Source organism: Sutterella massiliensis (assembly GCF_016899755.1).
Classification (GTDB): domain Bacteria; phylum Pseudomonadota; class Gammaproteobacteria; order Burkholderiales; family Burkholderiaceae_F; genus Sutterella; species Sutterella massiliensis.
This window is the reverse complement of the sequence record NZ_JACJJC010000005.1, coordinates 108,436-120,409: the sequence shown is the minus strand read 5'-3', so window position 1 is coordinate 120,409 and position 11,974 is coordinate 108,436. Positions and strand designations below refer to the sequence as shown.

Here is an 11,974-nt window from a genome sequence, read left to right as displayed (position 1 = left end):
ATCCGCATGAACCGCAACGCCATCGAACGCGCACTTGAAAAATACGCCGGCCACAAGGACCCGACCGTCCGTGCTGATCTTGCACTCTGGGGGCCGCTCCTCCTTGAAGCCGCCGACATCTCGCAAGCGCTGCGCCCGAGCGACATCCGCGCCAACGAGCCGACCAACAAGGAGCTCGACCAGGCCGTTCGCGGCGGCCCGACGCTGCTCTCGCTCGGTCTCGTCAAGATCGAAGAAGCCGCTTACGCCGACGCCTTGAAGCGCCTTGCAGCGAAGCTCCTCGAAACGCTCAAGCGCGAAGGCCGCATCGGGAAAGATGCCGCCGCGGAAGTCGAGTCGATCGACTGGGCGCCCTTTGCGACGCGCGCGGCGCTCCTTGATGCCGCATCCGACTTACCGGGCTACCTCGAGCGCAGCGAAGCGCTCTGGCTCGAGCTTCACGGCGAAAAGAGCGAGGGGCTCTTTGAAAACTTCATCGTGATCGTGCTCGGCCTGGCTCTGCGCGCCTCGCTCGACCGCTTCGCTTCGCAGTGCTCGCGCTTGATCGAAATGCGCGACAAGCCCGTCGTCGACTACGAACGCCGCCTAACCTGTCCGGTCTGCGGCTCGCACCCGATCATGGCGGTCGTAGCCCCGACGCCGCAGAGCGGCAACGCCAAAAAGCTCTTTTGCGGCGCCTGCGGCGCGAGCTGGAAGTTCGAGCGTATCCGATGCGCGGCCTGCGGCGACGAAGCGGTCTCCGACCTTCGATATGTGCATGACGAAGCCGACGAAGCGCATCGCCTCCATGTGTGCGCCGACTGCGGCGCCGCCACGCCCACAGTCTTTCTGAAGGGCGAAGAGATCGGCGTCTCGCCCGACGTCGAATACCTCGTCACCGAAGCGCTCGCCGATGCCTTTGCGGCACCCGTCAACTGAGTCCCCCAAAAAAAGTACCGAACCGAATTCGGAACCCCTCAAACGATTCTGCGTTTTTCCGGAGGTCCACCATGACGAAACCCTACGCCTTCGAAGCCGTGCCGAACGCGATACCCTTTTCGGTGCCCTCTGAGCTCTCCGCGCCCGACGCGCCGATCGGCGGCGCCCGCACGCCCGAGGGCGCCGTAATGCTCGACATCGTGCGCATGAGCGGCACGAGCGCTACGACGGGCCCCGATACCGACTGGGTGGCCGACGAGGTGCCCGTCGCCCTCGTCTATAACGGCATCTCGCATGCCGTCATGATGACGACGCCCACGATGCTCAAGGAATTTGCCGTGGGTTTTTCGCTCGCCGAAGGTATCGTGAAGTCGCTCGACGAGATCTACGACATTGAAGTCGAAGAAACCTGCAGCGGGCGCGCCGTCAATCTCGAAGTGTCGTCCGAGGCTTTCTGGCAGCTCAAAAGCCGCCGCCGCTCGATGACCGGGCGCACGGGCTGCGGACTCTGCGGCGTTGAAAGTCTTGAGGGTGCCGTGGGCGAAGTCCGAACGGTCGCTCACACGCAGCGCTTTGAGATGCGTCACTACGAAGCGGCGCTCGGCTACCTTTATGACGCCGAAAAGCTCGGGCGCCTCACGGGCGCGACGCACGCGGCCGTTTGGGTGCATCCCGACGGCACGCTCGCGGGCGGCGCCGAAGATGTGGGCCGCCACGTTGCGCTCGACAAGCTCCTCGGTCTGCGCGCGCTTTCGGGCTGGCACGTGGGCGCCCTCGTCGTCAGTTCGCGCGCCTCTTTCGAAATGGTGCAAAAGGCCGTCAACTGCGGCGTAGAAATCCTCTTTGCTGTCTCTGCCCCGACGGCGCTCGCCGTGAAGCTTGCCAAGGAGGCCGGACTCACGCTCGCAGCCTTCTGCCGGCGCGGTCGCGCCAATATCTATGCGCACCCAGAACGCCTCACGGGGCTGCCGCTCGCAGCCTAAAGAGCGGCCCAACCGATAATCGGCAACAAAAAAACGCACGCTTTCGTTGAGCGTGCGTTTTTTCTCTTTAGGCTCGCGAACGCCCGGCGTACGGGCGTTCGCTCGAGACACAGAAGGTCGCGTCGACGGTTAGAAGACGACCTTCGAGATGCACCAGCCGATGATCGTGCCCGAAACCACGAAGACGAGACCCGGACGGATGTACGAGTGGTTGATCACGTAGGTGCCAAGGCGCGTCGTCCCCGTACGGTCGAAAGCCGTGCAGCCGATCTGCGCTCCCCCCGGAATGACGAAGTCGCCGAAACAGCAGGCCCAAGTGCCGATCAGGAATTCGGGCGGCAGACCGAACTTGAGGCCGAGCGGCATCATGATCGTCGTCGAAACGGTCGGCGAGAAGATCACGGTCGAGACGCAGAAGGCGGCAATGCAGAAGAGGAAGGGCGCGGTCGTGGCGATGCCCGAGAAGGCGTCGGCGAGGACCTTCGTGTGCTGATCGAAGAACGTGCCCGTACACCAAGCGATGCCGAAAACAGCCACAACACCGATGAGGCCGGAGCGGAAGACCGAACCGGACGCAAACTGCTCGGGCTTGACGCGGCAGACCATGATGATCACGAAGGCCGTCGCAAGCATCACCATCTGAATGATCTGCGGAATGGCAAGCATCGTCGTGGCGCCTTCGGCATTCGTCCACGAGGGACGAAGCGCGGGCACGGAGCCGACGAGGATCGAAACCAGAATGCCGAGCATGAAGATGATCACGGAGAGCTTCGCCGCGGGCTTGCGTTCGTACTTCGTCGTGAGGTCGCCCCCAGCGAGCCACTGGTAGTCGCCCGAAGCGACACGGCGCTGGAATTCGGGATCGTCCTCGAGCTCCTTGCCGCGCCAGAAAACAGAAAGCGACGCGCAAAGCGTGGCGAGAATGAAGGTCGGCAGCGTCACCGCAAGGATGTGCCCGAAGGAGATCCCCTGCGTCGACATGATGCCCACCATGGCGGCCATGGCGGCCGACATGGGCGAAGCCATCACGCCGATACCCGCCGAAATGACGGAGGCGGAAATCGCACGTTCGGGGCGCACCTTCGCAGAAGCGGCCACTTCGGCAACGACCGGGTAGACCGCAAAGGCAACGTAAGCCGTCCCCACGAGAATCACGAAGGTCGAGCAGACAAGCGGCCCCACGATCGTAATAGCTTTGGGCCATTTTCTAAGGAGCTTCTCTGCGAGTCGAACGAGGAGATCCAAACCGCCCGCGCCCTGCAGAATCGAGGTGCACGCGATGACGGCCGTGATGATGAGCAGAACGGAAACGGGCGGCTCGCCGGGCTTGACGCCCAAACCGAGCACGAGGATACACACGCCGAGACCGCCGGCGGCGCCGAGACCGAGGCCGCCCAAGCGGCCGCCGATGCCGACGCACAGGAGCACGACGGCAAGCTCCATCCAAAACATAAGATCCATTTGGAGTGCCTTTTATTGTTATCAGCTGACTTTTAGGTTGTTGGCGGCGAATTCGCCGAGGCGTGAAGCTTAGGCAAAAATGCGCACGCGTTGTGCCGCCGCCGTTCTCTTTTTGTAGACGTGTTGCGTTTAGACGTGGAAAAGCTCGGTTGAGGCGGGTTTTTCGGCGAGAAGCGCAACAACGTCGGCCGCGACGTCTTCACTCGCGTCGAGCGTCATCAGGCGCTCGGCAAGCTTGTCGACCGTCTCAGCCGCGAGCACCATGCCGGAAACGGACTTGAACTTTTTGAGAAGCGCTTCGTCCGAGACGGGGTTGACCGGCGCACCGAGCGGCATCGGCACGTGCTCGCGCAGCACGCGCCCGTCCTTCAAAGTGACGATGACGGTGGGTTCTTCATCGTCAGCCTGCGTCTTGTCGACCGTGAAGCGGATCCGTTCCATCAGCGCTTCGACCCTCGGATCGTCGCGCCGCTCGCGCGCGTAGGAAGCAAGCGAAGCGTTGCCGAAGACGAGGTCCGCAGCGAGGCTGTACGGGATCGACAGCTGCGCCGAAGGCATCGGATGACGATCGAAGCCGCCGCACATGCCGAAAACGAAAGGATTGATGACGACTTCGATCGCTTCGACGTCGTCGGCCCCGAAGCCGTGCGCAGCGCGCAGGTTGTCGACCGCGTCGATCGCAGCATGGGTCGAGCGGCATGAGGCATGAGGCTTGATCGAGACGCGCCCGAGCTTCCAGACGCGCCCGAGGTCTCTGAGCCACGCGTCGGGGTCTTCCGACTGCGGCGCAAAACTCTTCGAGAACCCGCCCCAGACGTCTTCGAAAATCTTTGTGGGGCCCGTAAATCCCTCGCGGGCGAGAAGCACGGAAAGGAGTCCGCCGCTCGCGGCATGCCCCGCATGCAAGCGCTTACTCTGCGCGCCGTTATGTACGCATGCCCAAAGCCCGCCCGAGAAAGACGAGGCGAGTCCGAGCGCCATCTGCGTTTCCTTCACCGACGCCCCCAGAATGCGTGCGGCAGCGGCTGCTGCGCCGAAGGGCCCGCAGGTACCCGTCGAATGAAAGCCCGCGCCGTTATGCGCTTCGTAAGCGCCGCAGGCTTCGAGCGCGCGACGCGCCACGTCGTAGCCGATTACGACGGCAGCGAGGAACTCGCGCCCGGTCACGACGCGCCCGGCGTCGCGTGCAATTTCGACCGCCGCAATTGCCGCAGGAACAACAACGGCCCCCGAATGGTCGCACCCGCCCGTGTCGTCAAGTTCAAACGCGTGTGCGGCCGTGCCGTTCACGAGTGCCGCCGAAATGGGCGGCAACGTCCGACCCGCGGCCCAAAGGGCACTCGCGCCCGACGGTTCGCCCGCAGCGACAAGCGTCTTCACGAGCAGCTGAGCCTCGAGCGAAATGGCGCCGGCAATGCCCGCACCGATCGTGTCGAGCGTGTGGCGCTCGGCTTTTCGATACATTTCGACCGGAATCGCCGAGAGCGGCGTTTCGACAATGAAGCGGGCAAGCGCTTCGCTCTTGTCCACCGAAGAAATTTCTGTGGTTTGCGTCATGGTTGGAGGATCTGGAAGTTGAATGTTCGAAAGCGCCCGCGCGGACTATGCTGCCGCAGCCCGGACGCTTTCATAAAAAAAAACGAAAAAGAACGGAAAACTGTCGGAGCGATATTCCGGCACGCGACGCCAGAACATTCGCTCTCGGTCGGTCTTTCAGCTCGAAGCGGCGCCCGATTCCTCGGCCGCCAAGCGGCGCTCGGCCTCGAGAACGGCTTCGGCTTCCGCCTCGAGCACCTCCTTGAGCGACTCGCGTGCGGCCGCAATGTCTTCGGCCTTCAAGGCCGCAACAAGTCGGGCGTTACCCGAAACAAGCCGGCTCACGAGCTCGTGATCGAAATGCGCCTGTTCGGCAAAAAGCTTTTCGATGAAGCCGAGCAGCGCAAGTGCATACGCCGTGAGAATCCGATTGCCGCAAGACTCGATGATTTCGCGGTGCAGCGCCGCATGAAGCTTCAGCACGGCGGCGTGAAATTCCACGCAGTTCTGCATCTGCGGCACCTTCTCTTCGAGTCGGCCGAAGAGCACGGGCGTCAGACGGCGAATCGATAGCGCGAGCAAGTCGCCCTCCGTGCGCTCGCGTGCTTCAAGGAGCTCGCGAACATCGACGCTCGAAGCGGAAATCTGCTCCTCAATGTTCTCGGCCATGAGCTTCGGGTCGGGCGGCAACACCGTCACGCCGCGCTTTTGCGCACGCGCGACGACGCCAAGCTGCGCGAGCTTGTCGAGCACGCGCCGCACGCGGTAGCGCGACACGTTGAAGCGCTCGGCAAGCGTCGCCTCCGTGTCGACCGCATCCGCCTCTTTGGCGCGGCGAAGAAGGTGCCGATGAATATCGCGAAACAGACTCTCTTCGTCCATCTGAAAGTTCCTTCGGGCGCGGTGCACGAAAGGCCGCAGCCCGCGAAGAGGCGTATGTCGTCTCGCCCCGATTGAAAGTTTGATCGAGCAATTCTGCGTACGAAACCGCGTTTCGTCAATCCTTTATCCTAAAACAAACTCATATACTCGCAATTTACGCTTTAAATTAGCGACAATATATTTAAGTTGTCGACACAATTGAATTTAATAACGCTTTTATTCGTTTTTAAAAAGGAAAACCAGAATTCCAAGAGCCGAGGCGGCCGCTTCGATCTTCCGGCCAACGAACTCGTTGAACGCTTCAACGCAACGATCACGTTCGAGCAGCGCGTCTGTTCGTTTGACATCGCCGACTCGATCGCGCACGCAACGATGCTCGCGCGCCAGGGCATCATCTCGAAAGAAGACGCCGAAGCGATCTGCCGCGGGCTCGAGCAGGTCAAGGCTGAAATCGAAGCAGGCCAATTCGTCTTCAGCGTGAAGGACGAAGACATCCATATGGCGATTGAAAAGCGCATGACCGAAATCGTCGGGCCTGCGGGCGGTCGCCTGCATACGGGCCACAGCCGCAACGACCAGACGACGACGTCGACGAAGATGTGTCTGCGCCACGAAATCCGCGAAGTCCAGAAAGCCGTTCGACTCTTTGTCGACACGGCCGAACGTCACCTTGACGTGATCATGCCCAGCTACACGCACATGCAGAACGGTCAGCCCCAGAACTCCACCGAGGTAACTTTGTGCACCAAAAAGGCATCCGCAATACCACAGACCTTTAAGAGTCCGTCTATACTTGACAAAATTAGTCAACTTTTGTTGACAGAGACAACAACACAACAGTCAAGTTCGCGCCCGCCCATGCAGGCCGCAAAGGACTCTCACACATGACTCCCGATGCTCACAACAAACCCGCCGCCCCGTTGCCGGCCGCAGAGATCCCGACCCGCCACGTCATGACGCCCGAAGAGAAGCGCAGTCAGATCACGCTCGCCTGCCTTTACCTCGCTGCGATGGCGCTCGGCGTTGCCAACGGCCTTTGGGGCGGCGAGATGCTGCAGCAGATTGCGCAGATCGTCTCGTCGATCTTCATCCGCCTCTTCAAGTTCATTTCGATCCCGATTATTGCGGTCTCGATCATCGCGACGCTCGCGAGCATTTCGCAGTCGAGCGACTCGGGGAAGATCTTCCGCCGCTCGATCTTCTACACGCTCTTTACGACGATCCTCGCCGCGACGTTGGCTGCGGTGCTTTTTGTCGTGTTTTCGCCCGCCAACGTCGCCATCTCCGGCTCGAGCGCTTCGCTCGAAGGCGTTGCGCCGAAGCAGAGCTACCTCGATTATGTCCAGACGGTGATTCCGGACAACTTCCTCGCGCCCTTCCTGTCGGCGAACGTTCTTTCGGTGCTGCTGATTTCGGCCGCCGTCGGCATCGCGATTGCGAAGCTCCCGTCGGGCAGCCGCCCCCAGGAGGTGCTCATGGCCTTCTTCTCGGGGCTGCAGTCCGTGCTCTTTACGATCGTGGGCTGGATCATCAAGGCGCTGCCGATCGGCCTCTTCGGCTTCTTTACCGTTCTCACGACCGAACTCGCTTCGGGCGTGGCAATCGGCGGGCTCGGCAGCTACTTCGGCGCCGTGCTTTCGGCCAACTTCATTCAGATGCTCGTGATCCTGCCGCTCGTGCTCCTCGCGCGCGGCCTCAACCCGATCCGCGTTGCACGTGGCATGTTCCCCGCGCTCATGGTGGCCTTCTTCTCGAAGTCCTCCGCGGGGACACTCCCCGTGACGATGGCTTGCGCTGAGAAGCTTGGCGTTCGCAAGCCCGTCTCGCGCTTCGTGCTCCCGATCTGCACGACGATCAATATGAACGGGTGCGCGGCCTTCATTCTCATCACGGTCGTCTACCTCATGCAGAACGCGGGCGCCGACATCACAGTCGGCACGCTTGCGGCATGGATTCTCATTTCGACCATTGCCGCCGTCGGCAACGCCGGCGTGCCGATGGGGTGCTTCTTCCTCTCGGCCTCGCTTTTGGCGAGCATGAACGTGCCCATTCTGCTCATGGGCGTGATTCTGCCCTTCTATGCTGTGATCGACGCCATCGAAACGACGCTCAATGTGTGGTCCGACAGTGCCGTCGCCGCCATGGTGAATAAGGACATGTACGGCGACAAGCTTTAAGTGGTTCTGTTCTGCCCATTAATTAGAGGGGACGACCCTGAAGGCCGTCCCCTCTCCTATTTTTGAGCGCTTGTTTTCACTTCGGGAAGCGGCGCCTCCTGAATGAGTGCGATCAATACGCCATGATCTGACCGTCGGTGCGCTTTTCGGTCGCGCCGCAGAGGACGCCCTCGGAATTGCGCAGAATCATCTGGCCGCGTCCCATGTGGTAGGGGTCGGGCTGAACGATGATGTTGTGGCCGCGGCGCTGCAGGAGGCGAATGACGTGGTTGGGCGTATCCTGCTCAACCTCGACGTTCTTGCCGCCCACCCACTGCCAGCGCGGCGCATCGAGCGCCTGCTGCGGGTTGAGGTGCCAGTCGATCATGTTCTGCACGACCTGCACGTGGGCCTGCGGCTGCATGAAGCCGCCCATGATCCCGAAGGGGCCGACGGGCTCACCGTCCTTCGTGAGGAAGCCCGGAATGATCGTGTGGTAGGGACGCTTGCCGCCCAAGAGCGCGTTCGGGTGGTTTTCGTCGAACTTGAAGTTTTCCGCGCGGTCGTTGAGCGCAATGCCCGTGCCCGGAATCACGATGCCCGAGCCGAAGCCGCGGAAGTTCGACTGAATGAAGGAAACCATGTTCCCTTCGCCGTCGACGCAGCAGAAATAAATCGTCGAGTGGTACTTCGGATCGCCCGCGCTCGGCATGATGGCTTCCTCGCCAATCAAGGCGCGGCGGTCGGCCGCATAACGCTCGGAGAGCAGCTCGTCGACGGTAACGCGCATGTAGGACGGTTCGGCCACGTGCGCGGCCGTGTCGCTCATCGCAAGCTTCATCGCTTCGATTTGCTTGTGCATCGTATCGGCACAATCGCGCTCGCCGAGCTCGAACCCCTTCAGAATCTGCAGCGCCATGAGCACCGTAATGCCGTGACCGTTGGGCGGCAGCTCCCAAACGTCGTAGCCGTGGTAGTTGACCGAAATCGGCTCGACCCATTCGGGCTTATAGGCCGCGAGGTCCTCCTTCGTGAGGAAGCCGTTGTGCTTCTTAAAGAAGGCGTCCATCTTCTCGGCGAGTTCACCCCGATAAAAGGCTTCGCCCTTCGTCTCGGCGATGAGGCGAAGCGTCTTGGCGTGGTCCGGCGCGCGGAAGATTTCGCCCGGCCGATACCACGTGCCCTTGTCCATGAAGGTGTCAAAGAGCCCCTGGAACTCGGGGCGGTCTTTGTACTTGCCGTAGATCTGCCAAGCTTCTTCCCAAAGGCGCGAGACGTTGGGGGAGACAGGGTAGCCGTTTTCGGCGTAGCTGATCGCGGGCGCCATCACATCTTCGAGCGGCATGGAGCCGAAGCGCTCGTGAAGCGCCATCCAAGCGCCGACGGCGCCCGGCACATTGATCGGCTCCACACCGTAGGAGGGGATCTTCTCAAAGCCGCGCGCCTTGAGCGCTGCAACCGAATTGGTCTTCGGCGCGGGCCCCGAGCCGTTGATGCCGTAGAGCTTCCCCTTGAACCAAACGATCGCAAAGCAGTCCGCGCCGATGCCGTTGCCCGTCGGTTCAACGACCGGATAGGCGCTCGCCATGGCAATGGCCGCGTCAACGGCGTTGCCGCCCTTCATGAGCGTCTGCAGCCCGATCGAAGCGGCCGTGGGATTGCCGGCGCAGGCCATGCCGTTCTTGGCGTAGACCACGTGGCGCTTGGAGGGATAGGGATAGTCCTGCGCGTCGAAATCGAACTTGATCATTTCAATGAAATCCTAAGCGAATGAAAAAAGTGGGGACGGAGCACGGCGCGACGAGCGTTGACATGCGCCGCCGCGATCGTGCCCCGAGGGACGATTAGGGCTGCAGGAGCCCCTGGAAGATGCCCGCCATGATGACCGAGCAGGACGTCACGGTTGCAAAGCCCGAGACAAGGTACTTCGGCATCAGATGGTCGGAGATGTACTGCATTTCGGCTTCGTTTTCGCCGACGGCTTTCGCCACTTCGTTGACGATGAGGTAGGTCGCCGGGAACCCGAGAAGCTGGCCCACGGAAACGCCCATGGCAAGGTTTCGCGAACCGAGAAGCTTCCAGAAGGGCAGCACGTAGAAGAAGAGATAGAGCACGGCGCAGGTGACGACAAAAAGCACGACAAGCGCATAGGCGAGCGTCGACAGGTCTTCAAGGCGAATCTGCGCAAGCGACGGAATGATGGTCGCAAAGATGAAGACGTTGAAAATGCCCGACGAATTCGAGTGCTTGAGGATGTTCTTCGGCAGCATCCCCGTCGCGGAGACGAGCGTACCGAGGATAAGCGCCCAGATCGAGGAAGCGAGCCCCGTCCACTTGCCGAGCACGAATGCAACCCAGGCGAAGAACGCCGTAATCGCGAGCGAAACGAAAACGCCGTAATACTTCTTGTGCGACTCGAAGAAATTGGGTTTGGCGGGCGCTTCGTCCGTTTTTTCGGCTCCGGCCTTCTGCTCGGTCTTGGCCTTCGCAACGGCGCCGCCCGTGCGGCGATACTCTTCGATGAGCACGCGCGCTTCACGAATGCCGTAGTAGGAAGCGATCGGCGTCCCCACAAACTTCTGCACGGCGTAGACAATGGCGCCGAGCGCAGCCGCGAGATTCATGCCGTGCTCGAGCGCGGCGCTCGTCATGATTTGCGTCGCCACGATGCCGCCGTTGATGATCGGCACACTAACGATCGTTTCGTTGTAGCCGATCAGCGGAATCATGGCCAGACCGGCAATGGCGACGACGACCATCGAGAAGATGGCGGTGACGAGCGTGCGCCATTCGGCGATGAATTCACGCAGGTTGATCGAGGTCCCCATCGAAAAAACGATGAAGGGCGTCACCCATTTGCCGACCTCGGTGAGACCAGCCTGCTTGATGATGTCGGGGGGAATGAGCCCCGTGACAAAGCAGATGAGAAAGAGGAAAAGACTCACGAAGACAGATGAGAGCTTTGCCTTCGTGAGCGTGCCGAGCACGTCCCCGATGCCGAAAAAGAGCAGGCAGAGAAAGAGGTAGAAGAAGACGTTGTCAAACATGGCCGAACACCGCCGTGCGCACACGCGGAAAAGCCCGCACGCACGCCTTGAGCGCCTTGGATGCTTTGTTGATTGGGAAAAGCGGGTGGAAAGACCCGACTTTTCCTAGATTAGCGAGGGCTCTCTCGCTCGGCCTCAGGTGTTCGACCTAGTAAGGCGTCGTGAAACGCAAGAAGCGAATCGGCTGAAATTGCGAAAAATTCACCCGATCTCTCTGCGAAAAGATTGTTTGACTGCCATCCGTCAATCAAGCCTTTGCAAGGAGCACATCGGCGCCGAGCGCGCGAGCGAGTGCGGGCACATCATTGCAAAGGAGAATGGGTTCGGCTTCAAGAAGCGACTCTGCGCTCATGGCGCCGTAGGTAACGCCGATACCCCGGCACCCGTAGGCGCGCGCCATGTAGAGGTCGTGCGTCGTATCGCCAACCATAATCGTGCGCTCGGCAGCGATGCAGGTTTCGATCCCGATTTCTTCAAGCATGTCGGGATTGGGCTTCGAAGCGCACATGTCGGCCGTTCGTGTCGCACTGAAACATTCGGCAAGCCCAGTCATCTTCAGCACCCGATCGAGTCCGCGTCGCGACTTGCCCGTAGCAACAGCAAGCGTTACGCCAGCCGATGCAAGCGCACGAATCAGCGCCTCGATCCCGGGAAAAAGATGCACTTCATTTTCGAGCGAGCGGTAGTGCGCCGCGTAGTATTTCGAGAAAGTCTGGTACTCCTCGACCGGACACGTGGGCGCAATGATCCGGATCGCTTCGCGCCAGCCCAGGCCGATCACGGAATTGGCGAGCTTCGTCGAGGGCACCGGCAGGCGCATTTTTTCGCACGCATGCTGAATGCTGAGTGCGATGGCAGCCGTCGTATCTAGCACGGTACCGTCCCAGTCGAAAACGACAAGATCGTAGCCGCCCGCGGGCGCCGTTTCTCTATTGAAGACTTCGGACATGGGAACCTCGGAAAAGTGCAGAAACGCTCGTACGATAGCACG

10 protein-coding genes are annotated in these 11,974 nt (G+C 61.1%); 4 read left to right on the top strand and 6 right to left on the bottom strand.

What is annotated here, in order from left to right; genetic code table 11:
• The first annotated feature begins 6 nt into the window (after positions 1 to 6).
• Together H6A60_RS04775 and fdhD are read left to right on the top strand one after the other, a co-directional pair.
• On the top strand, positions 7 to 918 hold the full coding sequence (locus H6A60_RS04775) for a formate dehydrogenase accessory protein FdhE (RefSeq protein WP_205102266.1): 912 nt from the start codon (positions 7 to 9) through the stop codon (positions 916 to 918).
• Between the two features lie 71 nt (positions 919 to 989).
• Positions 990 to 1,901, top strand: a complete 912-nt coding sequence (gene fdhD / locus H6A60_RS04770; RefSeq protein WP_239477590.1) for a formate dehydrogenase accessory sulfurtransferase FdhD — start codon at positions 990 to 992, stop codon at positions 1,899 to 1,901.
• A 129-nt stretch (positions 1,902 to 2,030) separates the two neighbouring features.
• Here fdhD and H6A60_RS04765 read toward each other — a convergent pair whose 3' ends face one another.
• The 3 genes from H6A60_RS04765 to H6A60_RS04755 form a co-directional block, all read right to left on the bottom strand.
• A complete protein-coding gene (locus H6A60_RS04765; protein WP_205102265.1) occupies positions 2,031 to 3,362 on the bottom strand; it encodes an anaerobic C4-dicarboxylate transporter family protein in 1,332 nt (443 codons plus the stop codon).
• 129 nt (positions 3,363 to 3,491) lie between these two features.
• Complete coding sequence (locus H6A60_RS04760; protein ID WP_205102264.1) at positions 3,492 to 4,919, bottom strand: MmgE/PrpD family protein; 1,428 nt, start codon at positions 4,917 to 4,919, stop codon at positions 3,492 to 3,494.
• Between the two features lie 156 nt (positions 4,920 to 5,075).
• Positions 5,076 to 5,780: a FadR/GntR family transcriptional regulator gene (locus H6A60_RS04755; protein WP_205102263.1), complete on the bottom strand. Its 705-nt coding sequence runs from the start codon at positions 5,778 to 5,780 to the stop codon at positions 5,076 to 5,078.
• A gap of 186 nt (positions 5,781 to 5,966) precedes the next feature.
• Here H6A60_RS04755 and H6A60_RS04750 point away from each other — a divergent pair, with 186 nt between their 5' ends.
• Both H6A60_RS04750 and H6A60_RS04745 read left to right on the top strand, forming a co-directional pair.
• Positions 5,967 to 6,668, top strand: a complete 702-nt coding sequence (locus tag H6A60_RS04750; RefSeq protein ID WP_239477589.1) for a lyase family protein — start codon at positions 5,967 to 5,969, stop codon at positions 6,666 to 6,668.
• The gene (locus H6A60_RS04745; RefSeq protein WP_239477588.1) at positions 6,665 to 7,957 is read left to right on the top strand and encodes a dicarboxylate/amino acid:cation symporter; all 1,293 of its coding nucleotides are present in this window, start codon (positions 6,665 to 6,667) and stop codon (positions 7,955 to 7,957) included. The genes H6A60_RS04750 and H6A60_RS04745 overlap by 4 nt, the downstream gene beginning before the upstream one ends.
• 112 nt (positions 7,958 to 8,069) lie before the next feature.
• Here the strand turns inward: H6A60_RS04745 and H6A60_RS04740 are convergent, their stop codons facing one another.
• From H6A60_RS04740 to H6A60_RS04730, 3 genes are all read right to left on the bottom strand, one after another.
• Positions 8,070 to 9,686 carry a gamma-glutamyltransferase family protein gene (locus tag H6A60_RS04740; RefSeq protein WP_205102262.1) on the bottom strand — a complete coding sequence of 539 codons (1,617 nt, stop codon included), beginning with the start codon at positions 9,684 to 9,686 and terminating at the stop codon, positions 8,070 to 8,072.
• 94 nt (positions 9,687 to 9,780) lie between these two features.
• Entirely contained in the window at positions 9,781 to 10,983 is a 1,203-nt protein-coding gene (locus H6A60_RS04735; RefSeq protein ID WP_205102261.1) for a hypothetical protein, read from the bottom strand.
• A 247-nt stretch (positions 10,984 to 11,230) separates the two neighbouring features.
• The gene (locus tag H6A60_RS04730) at positions 11,231 to 11,932 is read right to left on the bottom strand and encodes an HAD family hydrolase (RefSeq protein WP_205102260.1); all 702 of its coding nucleotides are present in this window, start codon (positions 11,930 to 11,932) and stop codon (positions 11,231 to 11,233) included.
• Positions 11,933 to 11,974: the final 42 nt, after the last annotated feature.